Below are 17,367 nucleotides of genomic sequence, written 5' to 3' on the forward strand. Positions count from 1 at the left end.
ACCACCTTTATGGATCAGTTCACGCCGTCCGACCTCAAGACGATTCTCCATTCCAAGCGGGCCAACCTGTATTACCTCCGGCATTGCCGGGTACTGGTGAATGGAGGCCGGGTCGAATATGTGACCGACGAGGGCGACCAGTCCCTCTACTGGAATATCCCCATCGCCAATACCACCGTGCTGCTTCTCGGCACCGGCACGTCGATCACCCAGGCCGCCATGCGGGAGTTGGCCAAGGCCGGCGTGATGGTTGGATTTTCGGGCGGCGGGGGCACGCCCCTCTACAGTGCCAACGAGATGGATATCGAGGTCGCCTGGTTTTCGCCGCAAAGCGAATATCGCCCGACGGAATACCTGCAGCACTGGGTGCGCTTCTGGTTTGACGATGCCCTGCGCCTGGACGCGGCCCGCGCAATCCAGCGCGCCCGCCTGGGCCTCATCGCGGACTACTGGATCGATAACCGTCAGCTGACGGACAACGGTTTCACATTGCCCGCGGACCGATTGCGCTCGGCCCTGGATGCATCCCGCGCGCAGATCGATCTGGCCCCTGACAACACGGCCCTGCTGACCGAGGAAGCACGCCTCACCAAGAAGCTCTTCAAACTCGCCTGCGATGCCACCGATTACGGTGATTTTGTCCGGGCCAAGAATGGGGGCGGTACCGACGCAGCCAACCGCTTTCTCGATCACGGCAACTATTTGGCCTACGGCCTCGGAGCCACCGCCGCCTGGGTGCTCGGCTTGCCCCACGGTCTCGCGGTACTGCACGGCAAGACCCGCCGCGGCGGTCTCGTCTTCGACATCGCCGATCTCGTCAAGGACGCCCTGATCCTGCCCCAGGCCTTCGTCTCGGCGATGCGGGGCGATGACGAGCAAGGTTTCCGGGACGCCTGCGTGACCCGTCTGGTTCAAGCCGAAGCGCTGGACTTCATGATCGACACCGTGAAGTCCATTGCCCTCGACCTGGGCCGGCGGGCGCAATGAACGTCCTGCTGATCTCCCAGTGCACCAAGAATGCGCTCCTCGAAACCCGGCGGATCATCGACCAGTTCGCCGAACGCCGGGGAGAGCGCACCTGGCAGACGCCCATCACCCAGGCCGGCCTCGACACCCTGTATCGCCTGCTGCGTAAGACCGCCCGCAAGAACACCGCCGTGGCCTGCCACTGGATACGCGGCAAGGATCACAGCGAATTGCTGTGGGTCGTTGGCGATGCCCGTCAGTTCAACGCCCAGGGCGCGGTGCCGACCAACGCAACCAAACGCAACATCCTGCGCAGCCACGACGAGAACGACTGGCATTCTGGCGAGGACATCCGCCTGCTGGCCCGCCTGGCGGCCCTGTTCCACGATCTGGGCAAGGCCAACCAGGCCTTCCAGGACAAACTCGCCAGCGGTCTGCCCATCGCCGACCCGTTTCGCCATGAATGGGTGTCCCTCCGCCTGTTCGAAGCCTTTGTCGGCAAGGACTGCAGCAGCGACCGGGCGTGGCTGCAACGTCTGATCGACCTGGACGGTAAAGAATCGGCTCAGATTCTGGCGACGCTCCTGAAAGACGGCCAAGGCAGTCCGATGGGGCCCTTCGCCACCCTGAAGTTGCCCCTGGCCCGGATGGTCGGCTGGCTGATCGTCAGCCACCATCGCCTGCCCACGCCCGTCATCGACAACGATCAAGAACGGCTGCTCAAACCCCAGGGCCTAAACGCGCTGCCGGGCGGCATCGCGCATGGCTGGTGCGGCAGCCGGCTCGACGACACCGACGCCAAGTTGCAGGCCGCCTGCTGGCGCTTCAAGGCCCTGCCCTTCGACAGCCGCCATTGGCGGGAACACGTTGGGAAAACCGCTAGCGCCATCCTCAAACGGCCCACCTTGCTGGATGCCGGTGCCGAAGCAAGCCTGGCCAGCCCCTATGTCATGCATCTGGCACGGCTGGCCCTGATGCTGGCCGACCATTACTACTCCTCCCAGCCAAGCCACGCCCGCTATGGAGACCCGCTCCGCCGGGGCAGCAAGCCCCTCTACGCCAACACCCTGCGCGAGGAAGGCGCCCCGCCCCGTCTCAACCAGCGCCTCGACGAGCATCTGATCGGCGTCGGCGTCAATGCCAGCCGGCTCATGCACAGCCTACCGAGGATGGAGCGCAGTCTTCCGCGCATCGCCCGCCACAAGGGCTTCCGGGGGCGCAGTGCCGGCGCCTTCCGCTGGCAGAACGCCGCTTTCGATCTGGCAGAAAGCCTGCGCGACAAGTCGGCTGAACACGGCTTCTTCGGGATCAACCTCGCCTCCACCGGCTGCGGCAAGACCTTCGCCAACGCCCGCATTCTGTACGGCCTGGCCGACCCACAGCTGGGGGCACGCTTTACCGTGGCGCTCGGCCTGCGCAGCCTGACCTTACAGACGGGGGACGCCTACCGGGAACGCCTCCGCCTCGGCACGGAAGATCTGGCCGTACTGGTCGGCGGCGCGGCCAGCCGTTCCCTGCACGAGTATTACAAGGCCCGCTCCCGCGACCTTGCCGCTGGCGGCAGCGAATCCGCCCGCGAGCTGTTGCCGGAATACAACCACGTCCGCTACGAAGGCAGCCTTGAAGATGGACCGCTCAAACGCTGGCTGCAGCAAGGCCGACAAGGTGCCCAGGCAGGCAGCCTGCTGAATGCGCCAGTCCTCGTGTGCACCGTCGACCACCTGATGCCAGCCTGCGAGAGCACCCGCGGCGGACACCAGATCCTGCCGATGCTGCGTCTCATGTCGTCGGACCTGGTGCTCGACGAGCCCGACGACTTCGACGTGGCGGACCTGCCCGCGCTGACGCGCCTGGTCCACTGGGCGGGCATGCTGGGCAGCCGGGTTCTGCTGTCGTCGGCCACCCTGCCGCCAGCGCTGGTGCAGGGCCTGTATCTCGCCTACTGCGCCGGCCGTCGCGAATTCCAGCGCCACCGGGGACGCCCCGGCCTCGGGTCGGACGTATGTTGCGCCTGGTTCGACGAATTCGGCGCCACGACCAGCAGCCACGGGGAAGATCCAGATGGCACGGGTTTCCTGGGCAGTCATACGACCTTTGTCAGCAAGCGCATCGCCCGCCTGGCCGCCGCAAAGGAAGTGCGCCGCCGCGGCGCCATCCTCGATCTACCCGCGATCCCGACTAAGGCGCTGGACCCGGCTGGCCGTCAGGCCGAAATCGCCCAGCAGCTCGCCGCCATCCTCCGCGACGAAGCGCTGGCGCGCCACCATCACCATCACGACAGTGACGCTGCCACCGGCAAGCGGGTGAGCTTCGGCCTCATCCGCATGGCCAACATCGACCCACTGTTCGACGTGGCCCGCGGCCTGTTTGCACTGGGCGCGCCCACGGATTGCCAGATCCACCTGTGCGTCTATCACGCCCGCCATCCCATGCTGGTCCGGGCCGAGATCGAGCGGGAACTGGACGTCACGCTCAAGCGGCATCAGCCCGAAGCGGTCTTCAGCCTGGCTGGCATCCGCGACAAGCTGGACGGTAGCGCCGCCACCGATCACCTCTTCATCGTGCTGGCCACCGCGGTGGCGGAAGTCGGCCGCGACCACTGCTACGACTGGGCCATCGTCGAACCGTCGTCCATGCGCTCCATCATCCAGCTGGCCGGCCGGGTCAAACGCCATCGCCCTTTCGACTGCCCGCCCGAACACGCAAACATCCTGCTGCTGGACAGCAACTTCAAAAGTCTCAGGCAGGATGGCGCAGGCCCCACGTTCTGCCAGCCGGGCTTCGAAAGCCGGGAGTTTCCCCTCAAGACCCACACCCTGCGCGAGCTGCTCACACCCGAGCAATGGCAGACCATCGACGCCCGCAGCCGTATCCAGGCCCGCGCAGCACTCGACGCATCGGGCAGCCTGGTCGATCTCGAACACGCCCGCCTCGCCGACCTCATGCTGGGCACCAGAGACACTGCTCAACGACAACTCCCGGTCCACTGGTGGTGGACAACCCGTGCCCACCTCTCCGGCGCACTGCAGAAGAAGACCCGCTTCCGCGCCGATCCCGAGGGGCATCAGACCTTCTTCCTGAAACCGGATGAAGACGGCGACCGCACCGAGTTCACATGGCTGGAACCGACAGGCAAGGAACTCCCGGTGGAGTCCAACCTGCTCCAGCTTATCGCGGATGCCGACTTGCGAAGCGGCACCGGCATCGACTGCTGGGCCACACCCGACTACCTGAGCGCGCTGCAAACCCTGGCCGAAAACCTCGGCATGGACCCGCTTGATTGCGCCCGCCACTTCGGCACGGTCGACCTCCCTGGCCGCCAACCCAAACGCTGGCGATACCACCCGGCACTGGGATTCAGCCGGGCTGGGTGATTGTAGAGATGGCGCTGAAGCCTAAGGCCTCAGCGCCACATGCTGCCTATCCGGCAGTAAAGGAAGTTGCCACCTAGTAACCACTATTTCTGAGCTGCATCTCTGCAGTGACGGAATTATCACACTCACTCTTGCAAGGGTGTTCGCTCGACAAACCCCTTGCCTCTCGGAAAAGCACTGAGTTATAGTCATCCATTAACCAACTAGTAATCACTAGGTAAAAAATTAAGAAGAATGTTGCAGCCCGGTCAAACAGACTTTGGAAGGAGCCCCCACTATGGCCTTATCTCAGATTGCTATCAGCGAACCCGCTCGTATCAAACAAGCCATCACCGAGTTTCTGCAAGGCCGTCTCCAGCCCAAGCTGGACAAGCTGAAAGCCGACGATGACGGCGCGCGGCAGAAGCTGCTGGTCGAACACCAGTTCGACACCTGGATCGCGGATGCCGCCCGGCGGGTGGGACAAATCCAGCAGGTCACGCATGCCATCAAATTCACCCATCCGTCGGCCGATGGCGCCAGCCTGTCGAGCCGGGGCAATTCGGCCGCTGGAGACGGAGAAGTCGGCACCCACGTGCTTGGCGACAGCATGGCGGCCGACGTGGTGGGCAATGCGGCGGCACTCGATGTCTATAAATTTCTCCGGCTTGCCGTCGATGGGCGCAGCTTGCTGGAGCGGGCGATCGCACACGATCCGGCCTTCGCTGAAGCACTGTCTGCCGACCCCGGGACCGCCGCAGCTTTGATGGAAGCCTTTGCCGGGCTACCGGAACCGAAAGGCTCCCCTGCTTCCCATAAGCTCGCCAAACAACTCTACTGGCCCGTACAAGAAGGCACGTATCACCTGCTGGCGCCGCTGTTTTCCTCATCGCTGGCCCATGCGGTCTACAAGCGCATCAACGATGACCGCTTTTCGGACGAAGCCAAAGCCGCGCGGGACGCCCGACGAAACAAGGAACTCTTTTCCGGCACCAGCCGCGACTATCGCAACCTGGTCATCCAGAGCTTCGGGGGCTCGAAGCCGCAGAACATCAGCCAGCTGAACAGCGAACGCCGGGGTGAGAACTACTTGCTGGCGTCCCTCCCCCCAACCTGGGAGTCGCCTGCCCTCCGCGCTCCCCTCAAAATCGACACGGTCTTCTCCCGCTATTTCGAGCAGCGACGGGAAGTTCGCCGTCTGACCGAAGCCCTCCGCGACTTTCTGAAGCGGGTGGCGAAGGCCGACAGCAATCTGCGCATCCGGCAAACCCGTGCCGAACTGGTCGCTGATCTGTGCGGCGAGGTCCTGTACTTTGCCGCCGAGTTGCAGCGTTACCTGGAACCCGGCTGGTCTGCCTCCGCTGACTGCCGGCTCAACCTGGCCGAGCGCTGCTGGCTGGACCCCGTACGCAGCCGGAACGATGAGGACTTTGCCGCCCATCGCCGGCAAGGGGACTGGAAAGACGAGGTCTGCCTGCGCTTCGGCAACTGGCTCAATGCCCGCCTGCAAACTGACCAGACCCAATTCGGCGCCCCGGAGGCCCTCGCCTGGCAGGCCGTTCTGGGCAGCGAACTCCAACTGTTGCGCGAGGAATTCGATGATGAGTGACCCCTTCGCCCAGCCCGACGGGCTGCTGGTCCTGCCCCGCCTGAAGGTCCAGAACGCCAATGCCATCTCCAGCCCCCTGACCTGGGGCTTTCCGTCACCAACCGCGTTCCTCGGTTTCGTCCACGCACTGGAACGACACCTCGCCGCGGCATTCAATGTGACTTTCGGCGGAGTGGGCATCGTCTGCCATGCCTTCGAGGCCCAGACCTTCCAGCCGAATCGTCGCCAGCACCGGGTCTTCACTCAGACCCGCAACCCGGTTTACCTGAAGCGCGACGCGGGCAAGTTCATCGCCGAGGGCACGCCGGCAGCCATCGTCGAAGAAGGCCGTGCTCATCTCGAAGTGAGTCTGGTCATCGGCGTGCAGGGATACTTCGAGGAAGCACTGCAGGAGCAGGCGTTTGCGGACGCCGCATACGACGCGGCCCTGGACATGCGGATCGCGGGCGGCAGCGTACTGCCCACATCCGGCACTCGAGGCAGCCGCCCCGAATGGATGAGCTGGCCTGCAGTGGAGGAGAACCGCCGCAAGACCTTTGCACGCTTGCGGCGGCGCCTTCTGCCGGGCTTCGCTCTGGTCCACCGGCCCGACCTACTGGGCGAACGCCTGGATGCGCTACGCCAAACCGACGCACAAAACACCGCACTCGACGCCCTGCTCGATCTGACGCGTCTCAACTACACCCCTGCGCAGCCGGCGGACGGAGCCCTCGCCAATGACGGCAAAGTGGAATGGCTGACGGAAAAGCGACCTGGCTGGCTGGTTCCGCTACCCATCGGTTACGCCGGAATCTCCCAACTCTACGGGCCGGGAGAAGTGGGCAGTGCCCGTGACGACACGACGCCCTTCCGCTTCGTGGAAAGCCTGTACTCCCTCGGGCAGTGGATCGGTCCCCATCGCCTGAACCAGCTCGACCAACTGCTGTGGCATAGCGACGTCGAGCCCGAAGCCGGGCTCTACCGCTGCGTCAATCGCTACGCCAACCTGATCGAAACGCCCCCTGCCGTCCCCGACGCCCCCGAATCCAATCCTCTTCAAGGAGCTTAAGCATGGCCAAGACCGAACTCTCCACCGCCTCCGTTCTCGCCTTCGAACGCAAGCTCGACCCTTCCGACGGCCTCTTCAGCGCCGGACGCTGGCATGACGCCGCCAATGGCGCCCAGTGGCCGGCCGTGGGTATCCACGAGAAATCCGTGCGCGGCACCATCTCCAACCGTCTGAAGACCAAGGATCAGGATCCGGCCAAGCTCGACGCCTCGATCCAGTCACCAAACCTTCAGACCGTGGACGTGGCAACCCTGCCCAACGACGCGGACACCCTGCGCCAGCGCTTCACCCTGCGGGTACTCGGTGGCGCCGGCGTTCCCGCCGCATGCAACAACGCCGCCTACCAGGCCAAGCTGGAGACCACCCTGCAAAGCTACAAGGACGCCCCCGGTTTTGGCGAGTTGGCCCGCCGCTATGCGATCAACCTGGCCAATGGCCGCTTCCTGTGGCGCAACCGGGTCGGAGCCGAGCAGATCCTGGTCGAAGTCCGCCATCTGCATCAAGGCCAGGTCCGGCAAGCATGGTCCTTCGACGCCCTGAACTTCAGCCTGCGGGATTTCAGCGTTCCGAATGGCGCGGAAGACGCCATCACCCAACTGACAGCTGTCATCGAACAAGGCCTTGCCGGCCAGGGTCATACACTGCTTGAGGTCGTGGCCTACGCACGCGTCGGCGACGGGCAGGAGATCTACCCGTCCCAGGAGTTGATTCTCGATAAGGGCGACAAGAAAGGACAAAAGAGCAAGACCCTCTACGCCGTCGGTGACGGCAAGAACCGTGTAGCCGCCATGCACAGCCAGAAGATCGGCAACGCCCTGCGTACCATAGACACCTGGTATCCCGTGGAAGACGGTGAAACCCTGGGGCCTATTGCCGTGGAGCCCTACGGCTCGGTGACGAACCAGGGCAAGGCCTATCGGCAACCCAAGGCCAAGGCGGACTTCTATTCGCTACTCGACGGCTGGGTCCTGAAGGACAAGGCACCCTCAGAAGGCGACCGGCACTTCGTCATGGCAATCTTCATCCGTGGCGGCGTCTTTGGCGACAGCGACAAAGAATGACGGAGGCACCAATGGATGCTTTTGTTGACCTCCGTCTTCTGCCCGACCCGGAGTTTCCAGCCACAACACTGATGAACGCACTATTCAGCAAGTTTCACCGGGGCCTCGTACACTTTGGCGAGGGCAGCATTGGCGTGAGCTTTCCTGAGGTCGGGGACGGCGCCCGCAGCCTCGGCACCCGGCTGCGCCTGCACGGCAAAGCGGACGCATTACAGCGCTTCATGGACAGCAACTGGATGCAAGGCATGCGTGATCACGTTCAGATCGGCAGCCCCGCGCCGGTTCCAGCTGGCGCATACCACCGCATCGTGCGACGCGTGCAGGCCAAGAGCAGCCCAGAACGGCTACGCCGACGCCTGATCGCCCGCAAGGGAATCTCGGAAACCGATGCCCATCTAGCCATCCCGGACAGCGCCGCCGAATCCCTTGCATTGCCCTTCGTCCTGCTCAAGAGCCAAAGCACCGGCCAGCAGTTTCGACTGTTCGTAGAACACCTGCCCCTGCAGGAGCAAGCCCAGCCTGGAGTATTCAGCGCCTACGGCCTCAGCACCAACGGAACCATCCCCTGGTTCTGACCCTTTTTTTGCCCCCTCCAGCAAGCCATTGATTTTAAATGCCTTACTGGAGGGCATTTGTCTTAGGGGTAACGAGGCAAACGAACGGGTTTTTCTTTAAAAATCAGGATCAAAGGCTGAGGTAACATCTACTTCACTGCCGAATAGGCAGCTCAGAAAATGACGCCCGAGACGAGCTTGCTCACACCCAACTTCACTGCCGAATAGGCAGCTCAGAAATTTCGCCACCACGCACAGCCCAAGGTTGCTCGCTTCACTGCCGAATAGGCAGCTCAGAAATACAGCCGCGAACCCATCGTCACTACCAGGAGCTTCACTGCCGAATAGGCAGCTCAGAAAAAGGTCGCCGCCGAGCACATCAGCCGGAAATACTTCACTGCCGAATAGGCAGCTCAGAAACTGCTGTACGGAGATACTCCCGTCTAACAGACCTTCACTGCCGAATAGGCAGCTCAGAAAAGGGCGGCGGATGCCCTGGGCGGCCGATCAACCTTCACTGCCGAATAGGCAGCTCAGAAACAGCGTATTCTCCGACCATGGGATATGTATAACCTTCACTGCCGAATAGGCAGCTCAGAAACCAGTCCACTTCGTGCGCGGCGCGCGTGCTGGTCTTCACTGCCGAATAGGCAGCTCAGAAATGGTACGCGGCCCCGTCCGGGGCCTCGCCCTCCTTCACTGCCGAATAGGCAGCTCAGAAATTCAAGGAACTGGGCATCAAGACCAAGGACGCCTTCACTGCCGAATAGGCAGCTCAGAAACTTGGCCCTTGGGATAGTGAGGAACTTGTCATCTTCACTGCCGAATAGGCAGCTCAGAAATAATATTCGGGAATGACTTACGACCAAGCCATCTTCACTGCCGAATAGGCAGCTCAGAAATGATGAGAAACGCCGCGCAGCGATAGCGTGAGCTTCACTGCCGAATAGGCAGCTCAGAAAACCGGCATCCGGCTTCACGAAGGCATGCTCGGCTTCACTGCCGAATAGGCAGCTCAGAAATACGGCGCCAAGCTGCCCGATGCCCGGCTCGACTTCACTGCCGAATAGGCAGCTCAGAAATTAACGGGGTCCATGGTCTCGGTGTCCGGCTTCTTCACTGCCGAATAGGCAGCTCAGAAATGACCCATTATCTGAATATTGGTTTGGCCCGGCTTCACTGCCGAATAGGCAGCTCAGAAACATCTCGTTGGGCTTCAGCGACAGCATCGCCATCTTCACTGCCGAATAGGCAGCTCAGAAAAATGAGGACCGGGCCTCCGTGGCGCGCAGTCTCTTCACTGCCGAATAGGCAGCTCAGAAAAGTACGGGTCGATCGCCGACGAGCTGGGTGTCCTTCACTGCCGAATAGGCAGCTCAGAAATGACGCATCACGCAAAATCTGTAGGCCTACAACTTCACTGCCGAATAGGCAGCTCAGAAATAAGATCCCGACCAAAACCAAAAGCCCGGCATCTTCACTGCCGAATAGGCAGCTCAGAAAGTTTAGCGCGCCCAGCATGGTGATGCTGGCGACTTCACTGCCGAATAGGCAGCTCAGAAATTCGGGAAGAGTGGCGCCAGCACGTCATACGTCTTCACTGCCGAATAGGCAGCTCAGAAATCGAGGAGTTTGCTGACTTCGCTCTGTGCCAGCTTCACTGCCGAATAGGCAGCTCAGAAAAAGATGGCCGAGACTTCCGTCAAATATCTTCACTTCACTGCCGAATAGGCAGCTCAGAAATTGCCGGCCTCGAAGCCGCGCATCAGGCTGTCCTTCACTGCCGAATAGGCAGCTCAGAAAGCATCGGCCGAAGCCGACCTGGTGCAGTTCACTCTTCACTGCCGAATAGGCAGCTCAGAAAAAATTGCTGACTTGTGTCGGGCTTGGTCGCATCTTCACTGCCGAATAGGCAGCTCAGAAAGCCGACGCCGTTGGGGTCGGTCATCTGGCCGTCTTCACTGCCGAATAGGCAGCTCAGAAAAATCTCCGCATCGCAATAAACCGAGTTCGCCCCTTCACTGCCGAATAGGCAGCTCAGAAAAATAACAACATGCGCCAGACCCACGGCGGTTGCTTCACTGCCGAATAGGCAGCTCAGAAACGTGGAATGGCCGGTGGTCGTGAAGATCCCGAACTTCACTGCCGAATAGGCAGCTCAGAAAGTGGCCTAGACGCTCGCGAAGGCCGATACAGACTTCACTGCCGAATAGGCAGCTCAGAAAAACGAGGACCGGTCCTACGTGGCGCGCAGCCTCTTCACTGCCGAATAGGCAGCTCAGAAAAGAAGATCAGCGACTCCGAGCTGTTGGCCCGCCTTCACTGCCGAATAGGCAGCTCAGAAAAACGAGTGGGCCTGGAACAAAGACCCGACAGGCTTCACTGCCGAATAGGCAGCTCAGAAACGAACAGATCCCACTTGCGCGCGATGACGCGCCTTCACTGCCGAATAGGCAGCTCAGAAAAGACGCGTAGGACACGCCCACGTACTTCCGGACTTCACTGCCGAATAGGCAGCTCAGAAAGTGCATCTCGCACGTCGCCACCTCTTCGGCGACTTCACTGCCGAATAGGCAGCTCAGAAACCGATGCTGTTGGCTGTTGCCGTACGCGTCACCTTCACTGCCGAATAGGCAGCTCAGAAAGACAAGATCACAGGCGCCCTGTACCACCCGGACTTCACTGCCGAATAGGCAGCTCAGAAAACAACACCAGCCGCCACCGGCCGGCCCGCGTCCTTCACTGCCGAATAGGCAGCTCAGAAAGCTTCGGCCATCTTGCTGATTGCTGATTTGATCTTCACTGCCGAATAGGCAGCTCAGAAACTGTTCCGCCGCTGATGCTGATCGAGGACGGACTTCACTGCCGAATAGGCAGCTCAGAAAAGACGCTGTGGGGCATCAGCACGGTCCTCTCTCTTCACTGCCGAATAGGCAGCTCAGAAAGCCGAGGCCGACAGCATCATGGATGCGGTCACCTTCACTGCCGAATAGGCAGCTCAGAAAAGCGGCGCCTGGCGCAGGCGGGCAGGCCAGGGCTTCACTGCCGAATAGGCAGCTCAGAAATTGTCCGTGCTGGCCTTCAGGTCCACGCCAGCCTTCACTGCCGAATAGGCAGCTCAGAAATCAAGGCTTGCGCCGTGTATCTAGAATATGTTCTTCACTGCCGAATAGGCAGCTCAGAAAATACCGACGCCCGGGCGCAAGTGCCGCCCGACCTTCACTGCCGAATAGGCAGCTCAGAAACGCGCCGAATCCACCAAGCAAAAGAGTTTCCTCTTCACTGCCGAATAGGCAGCTCAGAAAAAGAACCTCAACCTGAATGTGGCCGACGAGGTCTTCACTGCCGAATAGGCAGCTCAGAAATTTGCCTTGCCACGCTTCTTCGGCTTGTCGGTCTTCACTGCCGAATAGGCAGCTCAGAAATTGGTATCGACTCGAAGCCTTCGGCGTTGCTGTCTTCACTGCCGAATAGGCAGCTCAGAAATGGTACGTCGTTGCAAAGTCGTCCTGCCACCACTTCACTGCCGAATAGGCAGCTCAGAAAAGGAGTAATCCATGTCCAACATATTGGCCTCGCTTCACTGCCGAATAGGCAGCTCAGAAATGTTCGATGGGCGCGAAGCCGTGGCCAACACCCTTCACTGCCGAATAGGCAGCTCAGAAAGACAGCAAGTATTACGGCGTACAAGATGCCGACTTCACTGCCGAATAGGCAGCTCAGAAATCGTCTCGGCTGCGGCCAACGCCCCGGGCAAGCTTCACTGCCGAATAGGCAGCTCAGAAAAACCGATATGCCTCTGCCTGGCTCTTCCCTCCCTTCACTGCCGAATAGGCAGCTCAGAAACTCCGGACGGCCTCATCGCGGTGGTGTACTCAACTTCACTGCCGAATAGGCAGCTCAGAAAAGCAGCTTGCCGATATCACGAAACGGCCCGTCCTTCACTGCCGAATAGGCAGCTCAGAAACGTGTAAATCTGCATACGAAAGCCCTTTCCAGCTTCACTGCCGAATAGGCAGCTCAGAAAGAGATCGAACGAGGCCGCGGCGGTCGGCGAGGCTTCACTGCCGAATAGGCAGCTCAGAAATGTTCCTGCTGGCGAGATCAATAAGCTGGAGACTTCACTGCCGAATAGGCAGCTCAGAAACGCACGCATCTCCGACGCATACCGCTCAGTTCCTTCACTGCCGAATAGGCAGCTCAGAAAACATCCATTCCGGCTGCGGCAGCGGCCGTCGTCTTCACTGCCGAATAGGCAGCTCAGAAATCGGCGCGATCAATATCAAGGCGCTAAATCGTCTTCACTGCCGAATAGGCAGCTCAGAAAAGCAAGATCACGACCATGTCCACGGAGCGCTTCTTCACTGCCGAATAGGCAGCTCAGAAAGACATCGATGCCGCGAAGACAGGCGCTGTCGTCTTCACTGCCGAATAGGCAGCTCAGAAATTCTCCGCGAGGCACTCCGGGCAGGTAGCGCCCTTCACTGCCGAATAGGCAGCTCAGAAATTCGCCATCTCGTTGAGCTGCCCCGTCGTCGTCTTCACTGCCGAATAGGCAGCTCAGAAAATCCGGCAATGTCGGAGTGCGTCGCCGACTTGCTTCACTGCCGAATAGGCAGCTCAGAAATGGTGTTGCCGGATCGGTGAGCTCCGTTATGTCTTCACTGCCGAATAGGCAGCTCAGAAAACGCAGACCCGCAACAGCATGGTCGCAGCCAACTTCACTGCCGAATAGGCAGCTCAGAAACGGCATTACGAATAACAAGTTGTATTTCATCGTCTTCACTGCCGAATAGGCAGCTCAGAAATGTACGCCGCGGCCAGCGGGGTAGCCCGCATGCTTCACTGCCGAATAGGCAGCTCAGAAAACGAGCAGCCGGTATCCCGCAAACGGAAGGTCCTTCACTGCCGAATAGGCAGCTCAGAAACTTCGGCGGCCTCATACATTCGGGCCTCGAGACTTCACTGCCGAATAGGCAGCTCAGAAATACGGCCAGTCCCGTGGCGGAATCAGTATCCCCTTCACTGCCGAATAGGCAGCTCAGAAATTCACGCGCGCCGTCACCCATGACTACCCGGCCTTCACTGCCGAATAGGCAGCTCAGAAATCAACGCCGGCCCCGAGTGGGCTGGTGTGCTGTCTTCACTGCCGAATAGGCAGCTCAGAAATATCAAGCTATGGGCCTGTCTAACAAGGCTGATCTTCACTGCCGAATAGGCAGCTCAGAAAGGGACCGTACGGACACTGCACCTGGCATTGCCCTTCACTGCCGAATAGGCAGCTCAGAAAACGCACAGCCCAAGATCGCTCGGGTCGCGCGGCTTCACTGCCGAATAGGCAGCTCAGAAAAGCGCCCGCACCGTGTCCTCGGAGAACTCCTGCTTCACTGCCGAATAGGCAGCTCAGAAATGGCTGCCGGGGATGTAGGCCCGCAGGCCAACCCTTCACTGCCGAATAGGCAGCTCAGAAAGACGATCCACGTAGGCAGCTGCACGCCAGGATCTTCACTGCCGAATAGGCAGCTCAGAAAGGATTCGGCCAACCGCCGCATCCACCGCCTAACTTCACTGCCGAATAGGCAGCTCAGAAACTGCGTCGCGCCGCGGGGGCACACCTCGAAAACTTCACTGCCGAATAGGCAGCTCAGAAAACACGCGAGCGGCTGTTCCAGATTGCCAGCCGTCTTCACTGCCGAATAGGCAGCTCAGAAAGCTGCTCGAGAAAGGTGTTGGTGCCGTGCTGGCTTCACTGCCGAATAGGCAGCTCAGAAATTCTGCGAAGGCGCTGATGATTTCCCGCTCCGCTTCACTGCCGAATAGGCAGCTCAGAAAAAGCAGCGAGGGAACAGCCTTCGTCTTGTCTCCTTCACTGCCGAATAGGCAGCTCAGAAATCGGGGTCACACCGGTCTGCGCTGTCGAGTACCTTCACTGCCGAATAGGCAGCTCAGAAAAAAGACTGGGCAGCGCTTTCCGTTGCGCGGGCCTTCACTGCCGAATAGGCAGCTCAGAAAATCCCGGATACGCATGGGTGACGATAGCGTCCCTTCACTGCCGAATAGGCAGCTCAGAAATTCTCGACGGCATGCTGCACGACGGTTATCCCCTTCACTGCCGAATAGGCAGCTCAGAAAAGCAGACCCGAAGCCCATCTGAGCGCGGACGGCTTCACTGCCGAATAGGCAGCTCAGAAAAGGCGGGCCTGCGCATCACGATTGCCGTAGGCCTTCACTGCCGAATAGGCAGCTCAGAAATAGATCACACGATGATCGAGCCGGGCTCTGTACTTCACTGCCGAATAGGCAGCTCAGAAAGTCAGCGGTCTCGGTCATCTTTTTCGCGGCAACTTCACTGCCGAATAGGCAGCTCAGAAAAGCTCCGCACCGTCATGCAGATCGATGGCCGGCTTCACTGCCGAATAGGCAGCTCAGAAATATTTGCTTTACTTCTGCTAGACGAATAGCCGACTTCACTGCCGAATAGGCAGCTCAGAAAGAAATCCCGCTTGCTGTCGGCTTGAGCAAATGCTTCACTGCCGAATAGGCAGCTCAGAAAAAGGAGCGGGCCGATGCGCCGCGGCCCCGATCGCTTCACTGCCGAATAGGCAGCTCAGAAACAAGGCCTTGGATTCTGCCGATCTGGCCACTACTTCACTGCCGAATAGGCAGCTCAGAAAGAGGTGGGTCGGCGGATACGTGATCGGGTGCTCTTCACTGCCGAATAGGCAGCTCAGAAACGCAAGTCTGGGCAACCGCGCTGCCTTGTGATCTTCACTGCCGAATAGGCAGCTCAGAAACCCATCTGGTGCTCATCACCCGCGCCTCGGCCCTTCACTGCCGAATAGGCAGCTCAGAAACCCAATCCACCGCAGAACGGCTGGCAGCAGAGCTTCACTGCCGAATAGGCAGCTCAGAAAGTGCGCGTGCGGGTGACGTATGACCCGTTATGCTTCACTGCCGAATAGGCAGCTCAGAAAACGCCACGCCGGCCCCTTCGGGGGAATACCTCCCTTCACTGCCGAATAGGCAGCTCAGAAAGCTGCCGATTCAGATCGCGATTGCCTCTGACGCTTCACTGCCGAATAGGCAGCTCAGAAATAACCGGCCGTATGCCTGTGTCTCGCGGAGGTCTTCACTGCCGAATAGGCAGCTCAGAAAAGGTAAGCGTCCACAGCAGTGGTGACGCTCTTCTTCACTGCCGAATAGGCAGCTCAGAAAGGGGGCGGCGTGGGCCTTGTCTGTGTCGTCGGCTTCACTGCCGAATAGGCAGCTCAGAAAGTGGAGGCGCAGACGTGGGAAATGATTTCGCCCTTCACTGCCGAATAGGCAGCTCAGAAAGCCTGCGAGCCGTGCAATCTCGGGAAGGGTGCCTTCACTGCCGAATAGGCAGCTCAGAAAAGCTGCTCCGCCGGCTGCAGGAACGCCGAATCCTTCACTGCCGAATAGGCAGCTCAGAAAATCACGCTGAGGTCGTCATCTGGAAAGACCCGCTTCACTGCCGAATAGGCAGCTCAGAAAAAGGTGGCGCGCAATCTGCACCAGCGCATGACCTTCACTGCCGAATAGGCAGCTCAGAAAATCGTCAAATACAATCCCCCCATCCCCGGAGCCTTCACTGCCGAATAGGCAGCTCAGAAATGGTACAAAGCGTTGGGTGGCACCGGTAAGGACTTCACTGCCGAATAGGCAGCTCAGAAATTCACAAGAGGCTGTTGCTGCTGGGCAAAATGCTTCACTGCCGAATAGGCAGCTCAAAAAAGTCTGCGGCGGTCGCCTGCCTGCCGGAAGCGCTTCACTGCCGAATAGGCAGCTCAGAAATCACCGATGGTGACCGTGCTCACGCTGACCGACTTCACTGCCGAATAGGCAGCTCAGAAACAACGCTCCGGCGCCGCCTCCTCACCCAGAGACTTCACTGCCGAATAGGCAGCTCAGAAAAGCCCAGGGCCGGGCGAGTATGTGGCGTCGTTCTTCACTGCCGAATAGGCAGCTCAGAAACACCGGCAAAGCAATTGTCGCGATGCCAAAGACTTCACTGCCGAATAGACAGCTCAGAAAATATCCGGTGCCGGACAATCCCACACGGATGACAATCGAAGACCTTGACCCCCGCCTCCGCCCGAGCCGATACTGCACCCGTCACCCAAACAACGGTGACCGGGTGTGGAAACCCGGAACGACATAGGCCGATACGATCAGGCCGCGCCATGCGCGGTCTTCTCATTTCGGCGCATGGCTACGCCTGTTCAATGGCGGTCCGTGCGGGGCAGCCGCGAGGCTGGCCGGTTCCTATGTCCCGGTATTTCCACCCCCGCACGGTTCCGCCGCCCACCGTGGAAAGTGGGTCGCGGAGATGCAGACCGCTGACATAGGAGCCACCACCATGCACTACTTCACACCGGACCGAGTTGTCCAAGCCACGTCTCTTTGCGCCTGCCAACCTGCCATTGCTGTCCTGGCAGCACCTCGTCCGGCCATCCGCGGAAGGAGTGCCACATGAGCACCCCGATGCGTTTCCCCGCCACAACCGATCCGCTCTATCTGCTCAACGACGATGTTGGCGCCATGGCCCTCATCGACCAGCTCTCCGCCCGGCAGATGCAGCTCCAGGCGCTGCTTGCGCGGACCTTCGGCGACTCGGGCGACGCCTTCCGCCGCCTGAATCCCACCCTGCAGGACAATTACCTGTGGGCCTGTTTCATGATCGCCGAGGAGATGCGGGGGCTGTCCGAGGCGCTACGGGCACGGAACCACGGGGCATAGGACGCGAGCCTCGCCT

7 protein-coding genes and 1 CRISPR repeat array are annotated in these 17,367 nt (G+C 60.3%); all 7 genes read left to right on the top strand.

Features of this window, described 5'->3' with window-relative positions; all coding sequences use genetic code 11:
• Positions 1-9 precede the first annotated feature (9 nt).
• The 7 genes from cas1f (at position 10) to AC1PPK_RS02705 (ending at position 17,351) form a co-directional block, all read left to right on the top strand.
• Positions 10-987, top strand: a complete 978-nt coding sequence (cas1f, locus tag AC1PPK_RS02675) for a type I-F CRISPR-associated endonuclease Cas1f (protein ID WP_481116306.1) — start codon at positions 10-12, stop codon at positions 985-987.
• Positions 984-4,340, top strand: a complete 3,357-nt coding sequence (cas3f, locus tag AC1PPK_RS02680) for a type I-F CRISPR-associated helicase Cas3f (RefSeq protein ID WP_481116307.1) — start codon at positions 984-986, stop codon at positions 4,338-4,340. The genes cas1f and cas3f overlap by 4 nt, the downstream gene beginning before the upstream one ends.
• A gap of 277 nt (positions 4,341-4,617) precedes the next feature.
• On the top strand, positions 4,618-5,928 hold the full coding sequence (gene csy1, locus AC1PPK_RS02685) for a type I-F CRISPR-associated protein Csy1 (protein WP_481116308.1): 1,311 nt from the start codon (positions 4,618-4,620) through the stop codon (positions 5,926-5,928).
• The gene (gene csy2, locus AC1PPK_RS02690) at positions 5,921-6,976 is read left to right on the top strand and encodes a type I-F CRISPR-associated protein Csy2 (RefSeq protein ID WP_481116309.1); all 1,056 of its coding nucleotides are present in this window, start codon (positions 5,921-5,923) and stop codon (positions 6,974-6,976) included. The genes csy1 and csy2 overlap by 8 nt, the downstream gene beginning before the upstream one ends.
• A gap of 2 nt (positions 6,977-6,978) precedes the next feature.
• Positions 6,979-8,037 (top strand): type I-F CRISPR-associated protein Csy3, encoded by a 1,059-nt coding sequence (csy3, locus tag AC1PPK_RS02695; protein WP_481116310.1) that lies wholly within the window; start codon positions 6,979-6,981, stop codon positions 8,035-8,037.
• Between the two features lie 11 nt (positions 8,038-8,048).
• On the top strand, positions 8,049-8,612 hold the full coding sequence (gene cas6f, locus AC1PPK_RS02700; protein WP_481116311.1) for a type I-F CRISPR-associated endoribonuclease Cas6/Csy4: 564 nt from the start codon (positions 8,049-8,051) through the stop codon (positions 8,610-8,612).
• Positions 8,613-8,743: 131 nt separating this feature from the next.
• Positions 8,744-16,646: a CRISPR direct-repeat array (repeat unit 28 nt; unit sequence CTTCACTGCCGAATAGGCAGCTCAGAAA).
• Positions 16,647-17,084: 438 nt separating this feature from the next.
• The gene (locus AC1PPK_RS02705; RefSeq protein ID WP_481116312.1) at positions 17,085-17,351 is read left to right on the top strand and encodes a hypothetical protein; all 267 of its coding nucleotides are present in this window, start codon (positions 17,085-17,087) and stop codon (positions 17,349-17,351) included.
• Positions 17,352-17,367: the final 16 nt, after the last annotated feature.

It is taken from the genome of Zoogloea sp. JDB1 (assembly GCF_056724025.1).